Raw genomic sequence first — 17,826 nt, 5'->3', positions numbered from 1 at the left:
CCGGCTCGGGGTTCTTCTGCGGGCCGCTCAGCCCGTCGGCGTGGTTTTCCGGAACCCGTCTTTCACGTTCGAGAAGACCGCCTCGTACCTGGACCAGTCCGCGGACGGCGCGGAGACGTAGACGGCGTATTCCTTGCCGCCCTCGCGGCCGAAGCCGAGGTCGATGCCGCGGAACTCGCGGGCCCGGCCCTGGAAGGTGAACTCCCAGATGGCGGCCGGGTCGCCCTGGAAGACGGTGTCCTGAAGGCGGAGCCGCTGGTAGCGGGGGTACCGGGCCTTGACGTCGGATTCGACGCTCTTGAAGTGCTCGACCTGGTCGGCCGAGGAGAAGTCCAGGCCGCTGACCGTGAGTTGTGCCAGACCGGTGTCCGAGGTGTAGACGATCTGCCGGCCGCCGTCCTGGACTTCCCGCCGCCAGCTGGACGGCACCGGGAAGGATGCCGCGACGCTCTGCTCCGTGGCCCGGCGGTAGCCCTTGGGAGTGGGCGGCGGCGGGCTGGCGCTGGTGTGGGGCGCGCTGGGCAGGACCGGGGGGCTCTTGCCGGCGTCGTTGCCGGATGCGGAACCGTCGTCGCGATGGTTCAGATACCAGGCGGCGCCCCCGCCGCCCCCCGCGATCAGGACGCCGGCGACGGCCCAGGCCACGACCCGGCCGCGGCGCTTGCGCGGGGGCGGGCCGGCCGTCACCACGTCCGTGCGGGCGCCGGCGATCGGCCCGGTGGTCCTGCCGGCCGCCAGGGACACCGGGCCGGTGGCCTCGGCATCCGCGGCCCCGGCGGGGTGGTGCGCGCCGGGGGCGGCGACGGCGGCCGTGCCCGTGGTGGTGGCGGTACCGGTGGTGCTTCCCACGGGCGCGCCGGTGTCCTTGCGTTCTCCGGTCCCGGTCCCGGTCCCGGTGCCGGTGCCGCTCTCGGCGGCCACCGGGGCGGAGGTGGCGGAGGTGTGCGTCACGGGGTGCGTGGGGGCCTCGGACGGCTTGCCCGCCGCGGTCCGGCCGCGGCCCACCGTGCCCAACGCCAGCGTGGGCCAGCCCATCAGCGCGGTGTCCGCCTCGGCCTCGGCGGCCCGCAGCGCCTGCTCGACGACCTCGGCGGTGGGCCGGTCGCCCGGCTCCTTGGCGAGCAGGGCCTCGATCAGCGCACCGAGCTGGCCGGCGTTGCGCGGCGCCTCCAGCGGGTCGACGGCGATCGCGTACGCCGTCTCCACCGCGGTGTTCTTGCGGAACGGAGGCTTCCCCTCGACCGCCTGGTAGAGCGTCGCGCCCAGCGCCCACAGGTCCGAAGCGGGGCCCGGCGTCGAGCCCTTGACCCGCTCGGGCGCCAGGTAGTCGATGGAGCCGACCAGTTCGCCGGTCTTGGTGAGGGTGGAGGTGCCGGTGGCGACGGCGATCCCGAAGTCGGTGAGGACCACCCGGCCGTCCTTGCCGAGGAGGACGTTGCCCGGTTTGACGTCGCGGTGCAGCACACCGGCGGAGTGCGCGGCACGCAGCGCGGCGATCATGCCGCGGCCGATCCGGGCGGCCTCCCGGGGCGTGAGGTAAGTGCCGGACCCGGCCGCCTCCTTGATGGCGTCGCCGAGCGTCGAGGAGGGGACGTACTCCATGACGATGCACGGCGACCCCTCGTCGTCCACGACGTCGTGCACGCCGACGACATTGGGGTGGTTGATCCGCGCGGCGGCCTGCGCCTCCCGGGTGGTGCGGGCGTGGCGGGTGGCGAGTTCGTCCGCGTCCAACTGGGGTGAGACATGCAGGCGCTTGACCGCCACCTGGCGCCCGAGAAGCTCGTCCCGGGCCCGCCAGACGGTACCCATCCCGCCCTGGCCTATCCGCTCGACCAGGCGGTATCGCCCGGCGACCAGTCGCCCCTCATCCACCGACGCCGCTTCCGCCACCGCACGCCCCTCCGGAAACCCGTACGTATTCAGGGCGCAACGATAGTCTTCGGCAGGCCGGAACAGACCTCCGGCCACCGCCGCGACGTGTCTTTTTCCTGTGCGAGCCACGGCCCGCGGGGCATGCGCGGCCCCTGCGCGGGAAATGTTACCGCCGCCGCCTCCGTCCGGCGCCGCCGCCTCCCGCCGCGGCGACAGCCCCCGCACGGGGCCGTGACACCGGTCCTGACGCCCGATCGTGACGCCCGCGGCCGTCACGGCGACCCGGCCACGCTCCCAGGGGAGGCATCAGGGACACCTCAGGGTCGCCTCGGGGGATATCAGGGATCGGCCAGGGTTTTCACCGATACCGCGATCGCCGCCGCGCTTGTCACCATGGCTCCATGAACGATGCACCCACCGCCGCCGAGCCGGCGTCCTCCGGCCCCGCGGCCCCTGCCCCGCCGCCCGCCCCGCTGCGCCGCAGCCGGCGGCACAAGGTCGTCGCGGGCGTGTGCGGCGGCCTGGGCCGGCAGTGGGACATCGATCCGGTGATCTTCCGGGTCGTGCTCGCCGTGCTGTCCATCGGCGGCCTCGGCCTGATCTTCTACGGCTTCGCCTGGCTGCTCGTCCCCCTCGACGGCGAGGAGGAGAACGAAGCCCGCCGGCTGCTCTCCGGCCGCGTCGACGGCTCGGCGCTGACGGCCCTACTGTGCGCGCTGGCCGGCTGCGCGCTGTTCCTCACCACGCTCGGCAAGGGCAGCATGCTGACCTTCGCGATCATGGTGATGCTGGCCGTGGCCGGCGCCGCCTACTGGTCGCGCCGGCGCCGCCGCGCGCAGACCGAGGGTCCCGGCTCGGTGGACGCCGCCACGGCCCAGACGGTCGCCGACGCCCCGCCGGAGGCCACCGCGCCCCCGGCGCCCAACAGCCCCTCCTGGTGGCGCGATCCGCGCACCGAGCCACTGCGGCGCCAGGGCTATCTCTGGGGCCCGGAGGACGCCCGGCTGGAGATCACCTACGACGCGGCCCAAGCCCACGGGGTCACCGACGGCCCCTGCCCGCGCGGCAGTTGGTCCCCGGGGCCCGGCCCCGCGGCCGCGCCGCGCACCGCCGCCGCCCCGCCCCGGCCCGCTCCCGCCGCCGGCCGGGGGATCGGCGGCCGCACGTTCCTGCTGGCCGCCGTGGCGGGCGCCGGCACCGCCCTCGCCGTCTCCCGGCACGCCGCGCTCTCCCCGTCCCTCCAGGCGGGCCTGGCCGCCGCGCTGGTCGTCTTCGGGCTGGGCCTGGTGCTGAGCGCCTGGCTGGGCCGCACCGGTGGCGGCACGGTCTTCATGGCGGTACTGACGGCCGCGCTGCTGGCCGGCGCGACGGCACTACCCGCCAACCTCACCGCCAACTGGCAGCACCGCACCTGGACCCCGACCACCGTCGCCGCCGTCCAGCCGCACTACGCGGTCGGCTCCGGCGAGGGCCGGCTCGATCTCGGCCGACTCCCCCTGAAGCCCGGCACGACGGTCCGCAGCAGCGCGGAAATCGGCGCCGGCCGGCTCGTGGTGACGCTGCCGCCGGGTGCCACCGCGACCCTCCGCCTCCGGCTGGGCGTCGGCGACATCCAGTTGCCGGGCGACGCGGCCAACGACGTGGAGATCGTCGCCGGCCACCGCGAGCGGCTGGTCACCCTGCCCGCCGAGGGCCTCAAGCAGGGCGAGCAGCCGCGCGGTGCGGTGGAGCTCGACCTCAGGGTCGGCGCCGGTCAGCTCGCCGTCGAGCGCGCCAGGGCGGCCCCGCCGTCCACCCCCTCCCCGTCCCCGGCCACGACTCCGCAGGGAGCCCCCCAGTGAAGCGCCATCCCTTCGAGCCCGGCCGGCTCATCGCCGGTATCGCCACCCTCGTCGTCGGTGTCGGCTACGGCCTCGACGCCCTCGGCCGCTGGCACGCCCCCGGCCCCTGGCTGTTCTTCGCCCTCCCCGCCGGTCTGCTGCTCGCCGGGATCACCACGGCCGTGTGGGCCACCGTCCGTCGCCACCACCAGCGGGACGCCCCGCCCCGGCAGCCGTCATGACCGCCGCCCCGCCCGCCCGGCGGCCGTACGCGCGGGGCTCGCCCCGGTCAGCCGTAGAGCCGGGTGCCGTGCCGCCGGCGGCGGTTGGCCAGTGCCGCGTCCAGCGAGAAGGCCGGCGCACCGGCCAGCACCAGCGGCGTCCAGGCCATCAGGTAGGCGAGGTCGTTGCCGTAGTAGTAGGGGGTGGCGGGCCAGCTCACGGTGAGCCACAGCGTCAGCGAGATCAGCGCGCCGCCGAGGGCCGCCAGCCGCCCCAGCAGCCCCAGCAGCGTCCCGATGCCGACCAGCAGCTCGCCGCCGACGATCGCATAGCCGAAGGCCACCGGGCTGCGCTGCGCCAGCTCCACCAGCTGTGGCAGCGCGGCGCTGCCGTGCACCTGCCCCAGCAGCGCGCCGAGCGATCCCCTCCCGTCGGCGGCCAGGAACGCCGGGTCGGTCAGTTTCTGGAGTCCCGCGTAGAGGAAGGTGGCGCCCAGGAAGATCCGCAGCGGAAGCAGTGCCAGCCGCCCCGGCCCGCCGCGGAGTCCGCCGGCCCGGGCCTCCCCGACATCGACGGGATTCGTGCGGTGTGCGTGAGCCATGACGTCCGCCTCTCCGTTGCCACCGGGGGCAGACGATTGTGCCGGTGCCCGCACGGCTTGGCGAGATGCGTACGCATGGACGCGCGGGATTCCCTCCCGCGCCACCCGCGGGGCGGCCGCGCGCCGTTGCGGCGGCCGCGGGGACCCCCGGCGCCCGCCCCGCGCGGACCGCGCGCGGTCGTCGCCGTCCGGCCGCGTCAGTCCTGGACCTCGATGCGGTAGGCCCGCGTCTCCGCCCCGGCCGCCGTGATCACCCGGACGTCCACGGGCCCAGGCTCCACATCGACCGGCACCGGCACGGTCAGCACCCCGTCCGTCGGGTTGGCGAACCCTCCGGGCACCGGCACGAGCGGCACGGGCACATGCACCCCGCCGATCCGGACGACCGTACGGGCCAGCCCGTCCGGGGTGCCCGCACCGGGCGGGACGAAGCCGGCGCCGCGGATCTCGATGTCGTCACCGGTGCGGATCGGCGCGGCGAGATCACCCAACTCCCGTGAGCGGACGACGGAGAGGATCACCGGCCGGCCCCCGGTGACGGCCTTGCCCGCCAGATACGTCACCCCGGAGAGCGCCGCCAGGACGACCAGCACCCAGGGGAGCGCGGGCAGTCGGGCCGGGTCGGCGGCCAGCCGGACCAGTGCGAACGCCAGCACCGCGGCGTTCACCAGCACATACTGGGCGTCGGTGAAGCTGCCGCGGCCCGCGTCGTCCGCCAGCAGGTCGGCGGCCCGGGGGCGGTCCGCCGGGATCTTCTGCACCCGCCCGGAGCGGACCCGTCCGGCCGTCATCCCATAGGCCAGCACCGCCACCGCGCAGCCGATGGCCAGTATGGCCAGCAGCCCGCCCGACGCGAGCAGTCCGAGGCCGGAGAGCAGCCGCTGCCGGGCGTCCGGGCCGGGCACCACCGCCAGATGGACGGCGAGCGTCAGCACGGCGTAGAGCACCGCCGCCACCCAGGCCGCGGCGATCGCGCGGGAGGTGGACAGCCGGCGGTCCTCGCCGATCAACGGGGCCAAGGCACCGCCCTGTTCGCGATGGAGCCAGGCCGCCGCCGTCACCCCGAGGGCGAAGACGGCGGCCGCGGTCAGCGTGGCCGTGCGGCCGGCCGTCCAGCCGGACCCGACGGCGGTCAGCGCCTGCCCCAGCAGCAGCGCCAGCACCGCGGCCCACACCGCCACCACCGTGTGCCGGCGGACGGCCGCCGGCCAGGAGGCGCCCTCGGCGGCGCCGCGCTCGGCCAGCAGCCGTGCGGACAGCGTCAGTTCGTCCGACACCCACTGCCGGGCGGCGCCGGCGGAGTGCGCCAGTCCGGCCGGCACCCCGCGCCCGGCGGCGAACTCCTCACGGAGCGCCACGAACGCCGCGAGCGCCTGCCGGTGCCCCTCACGGGCCCCGTGCGGACACCGTCCGCAGCGGCACGCGCCGCCGTCACCGGGCGCCCCGCCACCCCTCGGCTCGCTCCTTCCGGCCACTGTGCTCGCCGAATCCACCGACACGTCCGTACCGCCCCGCCGCCGCTTGTCTCAACTTCTCGTCTCTCAACGGGAATTGTGCCCCAGGTCACCGGGCGGGCCGGTAATCGTCCTGGTCAGGGAAGTCCCGTACGGCGTCGGCAGGTTGACGCTCGACTGTGCCCCGGGCGCAACGGGCGTCCGGACGCCACCCGGACGCCCGGTCGCGCACTTCCCCCGTTCGGGCGAATCGCCGTCGAACAGGGGCTGCGCGGCCCGGGCGCTGCGCAAGCTTCCCGCCGTGCGCGAGATAAACGAATCCGACAGAACGGACCCGGCCCCACGCCCGGCCCGGCCCCCGTTCACCACCCTGGTCCGCGCCGCGGCGCTGGCGCTGGCCGCGGCATCGACGCTCGCGGCCGCCCTGGCCCTGCTCACGCCCCCGTCGGCCGCCGCCCGCACCGGAGCGCTCCCGCGGCCGGCCGGCGACAACTGCGCCTATGCCGGCACCGCGCCCCCCGTCCACCTGCCCACCGACTTCCCCGTGCCGCCCGGCTGGCACATCCCCTGCACCAAGCCCACGCCCACCCCGACGCCCACNCCCCCGCCCCGCCCCACACCGCCGCCGGCCCCGCCGCCCGCGCCGCCGCCGCGCCCCCGTCCGCGCGTCATCCCGGCCGCCCCCACTCCCCGGCCCGCACCCCCGGCCCCACCGGTCCGCCGTACGCCACCGGCCCCACCGGCGCCCACGCCGTCGCCCGTGCAGCACCTGGCGGCCCCGGTCCCCACGCGCCCGCCCGGCTATACGCCGACCCGCGCCAGGCCGCACCACACGCGCTCCGTGGTGACCAGGACGCTGCTGGTCACCACCCCCGCCGTGCTGGCCTGCGCCGCGCTCCGTCCCCGTTCGCGCTCCGCGTCCCGCTCCGCCGGGCGCGGTTCCTCGTAGGAGGTCTCCATGTCGCAATGGCTGGTGCTGACCATCGCCATGGCCGCGGTCTGCGGCGTCGTCCTGACCATCACCGTCCTCAAGGAGCGCCGGATCGGCGAGGACGACGACCCGTCCGAGACGCCCGATGTGATCGAGTACCTCACGATGATGGTGGGGGTGGTGTACGCGATCGTGCTGGGCCTGGCCATCGCCGGTGTCTGGGAGGCCCGGAGCACCGCCGAGGACACCGTGCGGACCGAGGCGCAGGCGCTGCACGAGGTCAGCGCGCGGGCCCAGGTCTGGCCGGCGCCCGTACGGGACACCATCCGCAAGGACGTCGAGTCCTACGTCGACTACGTCGTCCACAAGGAGTGGCCCGTGATGGCCGAGCGCGGGGAGCTGACCCAGCGGGGCGCCGACCTGCTGGCGAAGGTCCGCACCGACGTCATGGCCTACCACCCGCGGGACGACTACGAGCGGGAGTCCTACCAGCCGCTCGTCGACCAGGTCGCGGCCGCGGACAGCGCCCGGATGGCCCGTTCCGACGCGGCGGACACCACGCTCCCGGGGGTGGTGTGGTTCGGCCTGATCATCGGGGGCCTGATCTCCATCGGGGTGATGTTCACGCTCCAGATCCGGCGTTCGGTGCGGGAGCTGGTGATGGCCGGCGTGTTCAGCGCGCTGATCGCCTTTCTGCTGTTCCTGGTCTGGGACTTCGACGCACCGTTCAGCCGGGGGCTGCCGGCGGCCGCGGACCCGTTCCTGGCCCTGTTCCCACCGAAGTGACGCACAACGGGGCGGCAGCACTGGCACCCAACGGGCGGCGCCCCGCGACCACTTGGGCCGTGGGGGCGCCGTCCCGCTGTACGGGCGGGCGTGCGGTCAGCCGAACGTCTCGGGTTCGCCGTGCGCGATCTGCTGGTACAGCGGCTGGTAATTGATCCACGCGACCAGGTCGCTGCCCAGCTGCTCCCGGGTGCGCAGCGCGTCCTGATGGCCGATCGGCACCGGTTTGCCGGCCGCCTTCGCCGCCAGCTGCACCTGGCAGCAACGCTCCATCGAGAGGAACCACCAGGCCGCCGCGTCGACCGAGTCGCCGACCGTCAGCAGCCCGTGGTTGCGCAGGATCACGGCCTTGCGGGGGCCGAGCGCGGCGGCCACCCGGCGCCCCTCCTCCTCGTCGACCACCACGCCCGTATAGGCGTCGTAGAGGGCATGGTCCTCGTAGAAGGCGCAGGCTTCCTGGGTGATCGGGTCCAGGGGCTCCCCGAGGGCGGCGAGTGCGCGGCCGTGCGTGGAGTGGCTGTGGGCGACCGCGACGACGTCCGGGCGGGCCCGGTGGATCTGCGCGTGGAGGGTGAACGCCGCCTGGTTGACGTGGTGGCGGCCGTCGACGACCTTCCCCTCGCCGTTGACCAGGATCAGGTCGCCGACGGTCAGCAGCGCGAAGGGGACGCCGAACGGGTTGACCCAGAAGCAGTCGACGAACTCCGGGTCCCGCACGGCGACTTGACCCGAGACGCCCTCCTCCAGCCCGTGCCGGGCGAACAGGCGCAGCGCCGCCGCCAGGCGCTCCTTGCGGTACCGCCGCTCCTCGTCGACGCCGGTGTGCGCCGGCGGCATCGCGAACTGCAACCGCTCGATGGGTATCGGTGTCGGCTCGGGCATGGCGGTTCTCCTCCTGGCGCGTACGGCTCACGGCGCTCGGGCGGAAGCTACCCTCCGCTCCCACCGGAGACCAGGCCCGCGCCGTCACGAACCTCCCACCGCCCGTGTCCGCTGAGCGGTTCCACGCCGCGGAGCAGCGCCGAGCGGTCGAGCGCGCCGTCGCCCCGGGCCACCGCGGAGGCGATGAGCTGGGCCGCGTGCCACCCCCGCAAACAGCGACGCCGCCCCCCACAGGTGTGGGCGGCGGCGTCGGCAGGTATCAGCGGGAGACCGCGGAGGTCACTCCCACTCGATGGTGCCCGGCGGCTTGCTGGTCACGTCGAGGACGACGCGGTTGACGTCCGCGACCTCGTTGGTGATGCGGGTGGAGATGCGGGCCAGGACCTCGTACGGCATGCGGGTCCAGTCCGCGGTCATGGCGTCCTCGGAGGAGACCGGGCGGAGCACGATCGGGTGGCCGTAGGTGCGGCCGTCGCCCTGGACGCCGACCGAGCGGACGTCGGCGAGCAGGACCACCGGGCACTGCCAGATCTCGCGGTCCAGACCGGCCGCGGTCAGCTCCTCGCGGGCGATGGCGTCCGCCTCGCGCAGCAGGTCCAGGCGCTCCTGGGTGACCTCGCCGACGATGCGGATGCCCAGGCCCGGGCCGGGGAACGGCTGGCGGTGCACGATCTCGTCCGGCAGGCCCAGCTCGGAGCCGACCATCCGGACCTCGTCCTTGAACAGCTTGCGCAGCGGCTCGACCAGCTCGAACTCCAGGTCCTCGGGGAGACCGCCGACGTTGTGGTGCGACTTGATGTTCGCGGTGCCGGTGCCGCCGCCGGACTCGACGATGTCCGGGTAGAGCGTGCCCTGGACCAGGAAGGCCACTTCCTCGCCCTCGGCGCCGGCCTCGGCGACCAGCTCCGCCTGGGCCTGCTCGAAGACCCGGATGAACTCCCGGCCGATGATCTTCCGCTTCTGCTCGGGCTCGGAGACGCCCTTCAGCGCGTTCAGGAACCGCTCGCTGGCGTCGACGACCTTGAGCTGCACGCCGGTCGCCGCCACGAAGTCCTTCTCGACCTGCTCCGTCTCGCCCTTGCGCATCAGGCCGTGGTCGACGTAGACGCAGGTCAGCTGGTCGCCGATGGCCTTCTGGACGAGGGCCGCGGCCACCGCGGAGTCGACCCCGCCGGAGAGCCCGCAGATCGCCCGCTTGCTGCCGACCTGCTCGCGGATCGCGGCGACCTGCTCCTCGACCACGCTGGTGGTCGTCCACGTGGGCTCGATGCCCGCGCCGCGGTAGAGGAAGTGCTCCAGGACCTGCTGGCCGTGGGTGGAGTGCAGCACCTCGGGGTGGTACTGCACGCCGTAGAGCTGCTTCTCGTCGTTCTCGAAGGCGGCGACCGGGACCAGGTCGGTGGACGCGGTGACGGTGAAGCCCTCGGGGGCCGCGGAGCAGGCGTCGCCGTGCGACATCCACACGGACTGCTCGGCGGGGGTGCCCTCGAAGAGGGTGGAGCCGGGCCGGCTGACCGTCAGTGCGGTGCGGCCGTACTCACGGGCACCGTTGTTGTCGACCGTGCCGCCGAGGGCGGTGGCCATCAACTGGAATCCGTAGCACATGCCGAAGACCGGGACACCGGCCTCGAACAGCGAACGGTCGAGGCTGGGGGCGCCTTCGGCGTAGACCGACGACGGACCGCCGGAGAGGATGATCGCCCGGGGGTTCTTGGCGAGCATCTCCGCCACCGGCATGGTGGACGGGACGATCTCGCTGTATACCCGGGCCTCGCGGACCCGGCGGGCGATGAGCTGGGCGTACTGCGCGCCGAAGTCGACAACGAGGACGACGTCCGGTGCGGCGGCAGGGGGCGCTGATGGCACTTCGGCGGCCTTCCGGCGGTGTGGAGCAGGGGTTGGACTTTCAATTCTAACGGGCTCATACTGAACGCCATGTTCCAGCAGCAGAGCTTCGCCTTTACCTATGGCACCGGCCCGTCCGGCTGCCATGGTCGTGCTGCTTGATCGACTGACACACGACTTCCCCAGGCGCCCCGGGCCGATGACGGTCCGGGGCGCTGGTTGTTCTGTCCGGGACCGTCGGCGGTCCCCAGGCTCCAGGGTCCTCACCCCAGGAGAGACGGACATGACCATGACGAGCAGCAGCGCGCCGACGACGACGCCCGCCACCCCGGCCGCCCCCGCCCCGGACTCCGGCGCACGGACCCCCGAGGCGGCCGAGGTGATCCAGGACGCCCGGCGCCGGATCGACGATCTCGACGGCCGCATCATCGGGCTGATCCAGGAACGGATGGCCGTCTCGGCGGTCGTCCAACGCGAACGGATCGCCTCCGGCGGGCCGCGCCTGAGCCTCTCCCGCGAGATGGAGGTGCTCGGCCACTACCGCGACCAGCTCGGCCGCCAGGGCACCGCGCTGGCGATGACCCTGCTGGAACTCTCCCGGGGCCGCGTCTGAGACCGGCTCCGCACCCGGGCCCGCGGCCGGATCCGATCGGTCGCCCGGCCGGTTCCGGGCCGGTTCCGCGCGGGGGCCCGGCTGGAACTGAGTTCGGGTGCCCTCTCACCCGTACGGCGCGTGACCGGTTCCGGAGAGGGGTCGTTGTTCCCGGTGCCACGCCAGCCAGGCGCGGCCTGCAGGACTACGCGTAGACGCCGCCCCACGGGCGGAAAGCCGGAGCGATGAGACGCCGGCCGCTGGCAGCGGTCCGCGTCGTGGGACCTCGTTCCGGTCCGTGACCGGTCAGCAGGGGACAGCAGCCCGGTCACACCGATGGGGTGGTCGGTCCTGGGGACGCCCGGGACCGACCGCATCCGTCGAAACGGTTGCGCCAGGTGAGGCGCATCCAGGACGATGTTGACGAACCGCGAACCGCCTCCGGTACGGCCCCTCGCCTCGCCCGGCACCGGTCCACACCAGAGCGACAGCGGCCTCGCCCACCACCCCGCGTCACCTTGCAACACCCGATGAGCCAGCGGCGCTACCCCCCAGCGCCGCACATCGGTGCCGGCGCTGCCCTGACGCCGGCACCGAAAGCCAAGGGCCCCGTGGCCTCCGCGTTCCCCCCTCGCGGAAGGATTCCGGGGCCCTTCGCTGTGGGTGGGGTGGGCGATCACTCCGGGGGAATCGCCGGGCGATTTCGGCCAGGGGTGGTCGCGGTGGGGGAACTACCCCTGTTGGTGGGGTAGTTGGGGTGACTGCGGTTACTCCTGGGGTTTCTCCGAGGTCTCTGAGTTCGCTGAGTTTGTTGAATTTGTTGAGTTTGTCGGGTCTTCCGGTCGTGTTGGGTTCGCTGTGGCCGCTGTGGAGTGCGGATTCCTCGGGGGGAGCGGAGGGACAGGCAGAAGGGGGAGTTTGAGGGCGGCGAAGGCGGAGGCGGGGACGGCCGGGTGGAGGGGCTCGACGGGCGTCACGTGGGCGTAGGGCTGTCCGGGGGCCGGACGGGGGTCCGGCTCGCCCTTGTTGGGCCACAGGGACATGGCGCGTTCGGCCTGGGCGGTGATGGTCAGGGACGGGTTGACGCCGAGGTTGGCGGAGACGGCGGCACCGTCGACGACCGAGATGCCCGGGTGGCCGTAGAGGCGGTGGTAGGGGTCGATGACGCCGTGGGCGGCGTCCGCGCCGATGGGGCAGCCGCCGAGGAAGTGCGCGGTCAGCGGGGTACCCATCAGCTCGCCGATGTTGCTGCCCGCGAAGCCGTTGATCTCCTGGGCAAGCAGGGTGGCCGCCTCGGTGGCCGCCGGGATCTGGTCGGGGTTGGGGGCGCCGTGGCCCTGCCGGGCGGTGAGCAGGCCCTTTCCGAGGCCGCGCGGTTTGCGGTACGTGGTCAGGGAGTTGTCCAGGGACTGCATGACCAGGCCGATGATGGTGCGCTCGGACCAGCGGCGGTTGGAGAGCGAGCGGAGCGCCAGCAGCGGGTGGCGGACCATGTTGCCGGCCCAGCCCAGGACCCGGCCGGTCGGGCGGTACGGGACCTGAAGCACCGTCAGGCCGCCCATGGAGTTGGAACCCCTGCCGTAGCGGACCGGCTCGATGTGGGTGTTCTCGTCCGGGTGGATGGACGAGGTGATCGCGACGCCCCGGGTGAAGTCGACCCGGTCGGCGCCGTGCCGCCTGCGGTAGCGCCGGCTGGTGGTCTGCGCGCCCACCAGCGCCTCGGAGTTGGTGCGGGTCAGGGTGCCCAGGCGGTCGGAGAGGTACGGCAGCAGCCCGCTGTCCTTCATGCGGTGCAGCAGTGTCTGGGTGCCGTAGGTGCCGGCGGCGAGGACCACCCGGCGGGCGGTGAACGTCCTGCCCGCACCCTTCTTCCTGTCGTCGGTGGGCAGCGTCCGGACCGCGAAGCCGCCGCGGGAGTCCTCGGTGAGGGCGACGACCGAGGTCATCGGGTGGATCACCGCGCCGGCCCGCTCGGCGAGGTGGAGGTAGTTCTCGGTGAGGGTGTTCTTGGCGCCGTGCCGGCAGCCGGTCATGCACTCACCGCACTCGGTGCACGCCCGCCGGGACGGGCCCGCACCGCCGAAGTAGGGGTCGGCGACCTCCCCGCCGGGCTTCGCCCGCGGCGTGCCGTCGGCGTCCTCGCCGTCGCCGAAGAACACCCCGACCGGGGCCATGTGGAAGGAGTCGCCGACGCCCATGGCCTCGGCGGCCGCCTTCAGGTGGACGTCGGACGGGGTCATCGTCGGGTTGAGCCGGACGCCGAGCATCCGCCGGGCCTGGTCGTAGTACGGCTTCAACTCCTGCTGCCAGTCGGTGATCCCGCGCCACTGGGGGTCGTCGAAGAACGCCTTGGGCGGGACGTAGAGGGTGTTGGCGTAGTTGAGCGAGCCGCCGCCGACGCCAGCGCCCGCCAGCACCATGACGTTGCCGAGCAGGTGGATGCGCTGGATGCCGTAGAGGCCGAGGGCCGGGGCCCACAGGTAGTTCTTGAGGTCCCAGGAGTTCTTGGGCAGGGTGTCGCGGGTGAAGCGGCGGCCGGCTTCGAGGACGCCTACGCGGTAGCCCTTCTCGGTCAGGCGGAGGGCGGAGACGGAGCCGCCGAAGCCGGAGCCGATGATGACGACGTCGTAGTCGTAGTCGTCGGGCTCCTCTTGGGCGGCGCGCCCGGCGTCGGTCTGCCCCTCCGGGACGTGGGGTTGGGCAGAGTTGGGGTGTGGCACCGGTACCTCCGTGTCCGTTTTCGGGGCTCCGCCCCGGTCCCCGCTCCTCAATCGCCGGAGGGGCTGAAGCTTCGCGGGCGAGTGTCTCGTTCAGCGCAGGCGGAGGGTCTTCATGGCGCGCAGGCTGCGGGTCATGAAGGCGGCGTACTTTTCGTCGGTCATGCCGAAGGAGGGGGCCAGGGGCATCAGCCTCTGTTGGGCGACGGTCTGGGCCTCGGTGTACTTGAGGATGCCCTCGGAGCCGTGCCGGCGGCCCAGGCCCGAGTCGCCCATGCCGCCCATCGGGGACTGCACGCTGCCGTAGCCGGCCGCGTAGGACTCGTTGACGTTGACCGTGCCGGTGCGCAGCCGTGCCGCGAGCGCCCGGCCGCGTCGGCCGTCCTTGGTCCAGACGCTGGAATTCAGGCCGTACGGCGTGGCGTTGGCGCGGTTCACCGCCTCGTCCTCGTCGCGGAAGCGGTAGATCGAGACGACCGGGCCGAACGTTTCCTCGCCGCAGACGGCCATCGGCGACTCGACGCCCTCCAGGATGGTCGGCTCGTAGAAGAGCGGGCCGATGTCCGGGCGCGGGCGGCCGCCGGCGAGCACCCGGGCGCCCTTGGCCACCGCCTCCTCCACGTGCCGGGTGACGGTCTCCAGCTGGCGCGCGCCGACCAGCGAGCCCATGTCGGCGCCGTAGGCGAGGGCGTTGCCCAGACGCATGGCCTTCGTCCGGGCGGCGAACCGCTCGACGAAGGCGTCGGCGATCGACTCGTGGACGTAGATCCGCTCGATGGAGATGCACAGCTGGCCCGCGGAGGAGAAGCAGCCGCGGACGGCGCCGGCGGCGGCCTTCTCCACGTCGGCGTCGTGCAGCACCAACATGGCGTTCTTTCCGCCGAGTTCGAGGGAGACGCCGACGAGGCGGGCGGCGGCGCCCTGGGCGACCTCGCGGCCGGTGCGGGTGGAGCCGGTGAACGAGACGTAGTCGGCGTGCCGGACGACCTCCGGGCCGATGACCGGACCGTCGCCGAGCACGACCTGCCAGACGTCCTCCGGGAGCCCGGCCTCGATCAGCTGCTCGCGCGCCCACAGGGCGGTCAGCGCGGTCTCGGTGTCGGGCTTCATGACCACGGCGTTGCCGGCGACGAAGGCCGGCAGGGCGTCGCCGACGGTCAGCTCGAAGGGGTAGTTCCAGGGGGCGATCTGTCCCACCACGCCGCGCGGCTGGCGGAGTTCGGTGACCTTGGTCAGGGTCGGGACGACGCCGGTGTGGCCCTTGGGACGGAGGTAGGCGGGGGCCTTGCGGCCGTAGTGGCGGGCGGCGACGGCGACCGCCTGCACCTCCTCGTGGGCGTGCAGCCGCGCCTTGCCGGTCTCCAGCTGGATCAGGTCGAGCACCTCGGCCTGCCGGCGCAGGACCAGGTCGTGGAAGCGGAGCAGGACCGCGGCGCGCTGCCGGACCGGGACCTTCGCCCAGCGCTCCTGCGCGGCCCGGGCGCGCGCGAAGGCGGTGGCGACGTCCTCGGGGGTGGACTCGGGCAGGTCCGCCAGCTTCTCCCCGGTGAACGGGGTGTGGTTGGCGGTCGCCCCGCTGCCGACCACGGCGCGGGTGAGGCGGGCGGCCACCTCCGGGGGGACGACGTCCGCGGCGGTACGGGTGCCGGGCGCGGCGAGCGCGACCGGGTTGCCGTCGGCAGGGGCCTCGTCGGTGGCGGAGGCGGAAGTTCCGGTGTCCTGCGAGTCCGTCATGCGGGCGAGCGTATTCGTCCGGGACCGCTTTGTGTACCCGGCAGTAACAGGTTTTCGTGCGCGGCACACGATCGCGCCAGTGTCTGCTGGCCGTAAGGGTGCTGGTCTGGGCGGACGGCCGGTGGTGGCGGGCCCGGCGCGCCGGGAGGACGGGGCCGGCGCGCTCGGACGCCAGGATCGGCGCGCCTGGACGTCGGGGCCGGGACGCCTGGGCGACGGGGTCGCCGGGTGGGTCGTTCAGTGTCCGGCTCGCCGGGCTCAGTGTCCGGCCAGCTGGAAGGAGTCGACAGCGGTGTCGAACTGCCGCTTGGCGTCCGCGCGGGAGGCGACCGGCGAGGAGATCCAGATGTCCATCATCCGGCCGCCCTCGTTCCAGCTGAGGTCGTAGGTGTAGCGGGCGCCGGCGTCCTGGGCGCTGCCGTCCCAGACGAACTCCCAGCGGCCGGCCTGGAGGCCGTTGTGGGTGGTCTCGACGACGGTCCCGTCGTGGTAACCGGGGTAGTTCTTCGGCCCGTTGGCGTCCGCCGTGCGCATCGCGCCGATGGGCCCCTCGGGCACCGGCTTCTGCAGCTGCACACCTATCCGGAAGCGCTTGCCCTCGGAGTAGTAGTAGACCCGCGACTTCTCGTAGGAGCGGGTGAAGCCGGTGGGGACGGCCATGGTGAAGCCGGCCGGGTCCCGGACGGTCCGGTAGCCGGGCGGGGCCTGCGCGGCGTCGTGCCCGGCCGACGCGGTCACCGTGATCGCGGGGGCGGGGTCACCCGGCGCGATGCCCTGGGGAGCCGACGAGCCCGCCGGGCCAGGGATGCCGGAGGGGCCGGGCGGGCCCTGCCGCCCCTTCCTCCCCTTGTGGGCGGTCGCCTGCGCCGACGTACCGGTGTGCGCGGCTGTCAGGTCGTCGGTGGCGCGGTCACCGCCTCCGTTGGCCAGGAAGGCGGCGAGGCCGGCCGCGGCACCACCGATGCCGACGACGGCGGCGGCCGCCACCAGGACGAGGCTCTTCCGGCGGGCCTGGGGGCGGACGGCGGGCGGTACGGGGGCGACGGGCGGGGCGGCCGGTACAGGGGTGCCGGGGACGGCGGTCGGTGCAGGGGTGACGGGGACGGCGGCAGGGTGGCCGGGGAGTGCGGCGTGCCCCACCGGGGCGGGAGTCGGGCGGCCGGGCGTGCCCGGCGGCCGCCGGAACGGGTCCGTGTGCGGTGGGCGCGTCCTACCGGGCCGGGCGCCGGCGCCGCGCTCGGCGAAGGGGTCGCGCGTCGGGGCCGGGACGCCGCTCAGCAGCCGCTCCGTCGCGTCGATGCCCAGCCGCCGGCGCGGATCGCGCTCCAGCAGGCCACGGACCGCCTCCGCCAACGGCCCGTCCACCGAGGGGAGTTCGATGTCCTCGTAGACCACGGCGTGCAGCACCCCGGCCATGGAGTCCCGGCGGAACGGCGTCACGCCACTGAGGGCGGCGCACAGCAGCACGCCCAGCGACCACAGGTCGGCCTCCGGGCCGGCGCCGCGCCCGGCCATCCGCTCCGGCGCGGTGTACTCCGGCGACCCGACGAAGCCGCCGGCGTCGGTCAGCGTCGTCACCCCGGGCACCTGGGCGATCCCGAAGTCCGTGAGCACCACCCGGTCACTGCCGTCCTCCAGCAGCACGTTGGCCGGTTTGATGTCGCGGTGCAGCACGTCGCGGGCGTGCGCGGCGCGCAGCGCGCCCAGCAGCGCCCGGCCGATCCGGGCCGCCTCGGCCGACCCGAGCGGCCCGGCGGCCGCGAGCCGGTCGGCCAGCGACGGGCCCTCCACCAGCTCCATCACGATCCACGGCCGCCCGTCCTGCTCGACCACGTCGTGCACCACGATCACGTTCGGGTGCTTGACCTGGGCGACCGTGCGCGCCTCCCGCATCGCCCGGTCGCGCTGCAGCCGGGCCTCGGGCTCGGCCGCGACGTCGTCCAGGTTGAGTTCCTTCACGGCCACCTGGCGGCCGAGCAGTTCGTCCGTGGCCCGCCAGACCGTCCCCATGCCACCGCGGCCCAGGCGAATGCCCAGTCGATAGCGGTCACCGATCAGCCGGCCTTCTCCCCCGAAGATGCCCATGGCGCTATCTTGCCGCACGGCCGGCGCGCGCCCGGCAGGGACTCCCGCCCCAACACCCGCCTGAATACGGGCCGTTACTGCCTCCCTGACAGGAACCCGACCGCCACCTGCACCGGTTGGGAAAATGACCGGAAGCTCCCTTCCCATATGGCCCGCTGCCGTCATGGATGCCGTCACGGCGAGCGCCGCGCATGACGGGTCGGCCCGTTCGCGCGGGGCGGACCGGATCCGTATCTTGATCAACTTGCGACACACGGAGCGGAACCTCCCCCGCCCCTCCGC

At 74.0% G+C, this 17,826-nt stretch carries 12 protein-coding genes; 4 read left to right on the top strand and 8 right to left on the bottom strand.

Going from position 1 to position 17,826, the window contains the following annotated elements; genetic code table 11:
• Positions 1 to 27 precede the first annotated feature (27 nt).
• Positions 28 to 1,893, bottom strand: coding sequence for a serine/threonine-protein kinase (locus B073_RS0129160; RefSeq protein WP_018541621.1), 1,866 nt, complete (start codon positions 1,891 to 1,893; stop codon positions 28 to 30).
• A 383-nt stretch (positions 1,894 to 2,276) separates the two neighbouring features.
• On the opposite strand from B073_RS0129160, the gene B073_RS0129155 reads away from it, so the two are divergent.
• Positions 2,277 to 3,716, top strand: a complete 1,440-nt coding sequence (locus tag B073_RS0129155; RefSeq protein WP_018541620.1) for a PspC domain-containing protein — start codon at positions 2,277 to 2,279, stop codon at positions 3,714 to 3,716.
• Positions 3,713 to 3,937 carry a hypothetical protein gene (locus B073_RS0129150; RefSeq protein ID WP_018541619.1) on the top strand — a complete coding sequence of 75 codons (225 nt, stop codon included), beginning with the start codon at positions 3,713 to 3,715 and terminating at the stop codon, positions 3,935 to 3,937. The genes B073_RS0129155 and B073_RS0129150 overlap by 4 nt, the downstream gene beginning before the upstream one ends.
• Positions 3,938 to 3,984: 47 nt before the next feature.
• Here the strand turns inward: B073_RS0129150 and B073_RS0129145 are convergent, their stop codons facing one another.
• On the bottom strand, positions 3,985 to 4,518 hold the full coding sequence (locus tag B073_RS0129145) for a TQO small subunit DoxD (protein ID WP_018541618.1): 534 nt from the start codon (positions 4,516 to 4,518) through the stop codon (positions 3,985 to 3,987).
• A gap of 197 nt (positions 4,519 to 4,715) precedes the next feature.
• Complete coding sequence (locus tag B073_RS0129140; protein WP_063740914.1) at positions 4,716 to 5,993, bottom strand: hypothetical protein; 1,278 nt, start codon at positions 5,991 to 5,993, stop codon at positions 4,716 to 4,718.
• Between the two features lie 937 nt (positions 5,994 to 6,930).
• Here B073_RS0129140 and B073_RS0129130 point away from each other — a divergent pair.
• Complete coding sequence (locus B073_RS0129130; protein ID WP_018541616.1) at positions 6,931 to 7,689, top strand: DUF4239 domain-containing protein; 759 nt, start codon at positions 6,931 to 6,933, stop codon at positions 7,687 to 7,689.
• A gap of 96 nt (positions 7,690 to 7,785) precedes the next feature.
• Here B073_RS0129130 and B073_RS0129125 read toward each other — a convergent pair whose 3' ends face one another.
• Positions 7,786 to 8,571 carry a class II aldolase/adducin family protein gene (locus B073_RS0129125; protein WP_018541615.1) on the bottom strand — a complete coding sequence of 262 codons (786 nt, stop codon included), beginning with the start codon at positions 8,569 to 8,571 and terminating at the stop codon, positions 7,786 to 7,788.
• A 279-nt stretch (positions 8,572 to 8,850) separates the two neighbouring features.
• A complete protein-coding gene (guaA, locus tag B073_RS0129120) occupies positions 8,851 to 10,437 on the bottom strand; it encodes a glutamine-hydrolyzing GMP synthase (protein ID WP_018541614.1) in 1,587 nt (528 codons plus the stop codon).
• A gap of 262 nt (positions 10,438 to 10,699) precedes the next feature.
• On the opposite strand from guaA, the gene B073_RS0129115 reads away from it, so the two are divergent.
• Complete coding sequence (locus B073_RS0129115) at positions 10,700 to 11,029, top strand: chorismate mutase (protein WP_018541613.1); 330 nt, start codon at positions 10,700 to 10,702, stop codon at positions 11,027 to 11,029.
• A gap of 746 nt (positions 11,030 to 11,775) precedes the next feature.
• Here the strand turns inward: B073_RS0129115 and B073_RS0129110 are convergent.
• The 3 genes from B073_RS0129110 to B073_RS0129100 all read right to left on the bottom strand — a co-directional run bounded on the left by B073_RS0129110 (position 11,776) and on the right by B073_RS0129100 (position 17,544).
• Positions 11,776 to 13,728: a GMC family oxidoreductase gene (locus B073_RS0129110; RefSeq protein ID WP_018541612.1), complete on the bottom strand. Its 1,953-nt coding sequence runs from the start codon at positions 13,726 to 13,728 to the stop codon at positions 11,776 to 11,778.
• A gap of 90 nt (positions 13,729 to 13,818) precedes the next feature.
• Positions 13,819 to 15,459: a succinic semialdehyde dehydrogenase gene (locus B073_RS0129105; protein ID WP_018541611.1), complete on the bottom strand. Its 1,641-nt coding sequence runs from the start codon at positions 15,457 to 15,459 to the stop codon at positions 13,819 to 13,821.
• Between the two features lie 258 nt (positions 15,460 to 15,717).
• A complete protein-coding gene (locus tag B073_RS0129100) occupies positions 15,718 to 17,544 on the bottom strand; it encodes a serine/threonine-protein kinase (protein ID WP_018541610.1) in 1,827 nt (608 codons plus the stop codon).
• Between the last annotated feature and the right edge of the window lie 282 nt (positions 17,545 to 17,826).

The organism is Streptomyces sp. MspMP-M5, from assembly GCF_000373585.1.
In the GTDB taxonomy this organism is placed as follows: domain Bacteria; phylum Actinomycetota; class Actinomycetes; order Streptomycetales; family Streptomycetaceae; genus Streptomyces.
The sequence above is the reverse complement of the archived record's forward strand: the minus strand, read 5'-3'. Positions and strand labels throughout refer to the sequence as shown.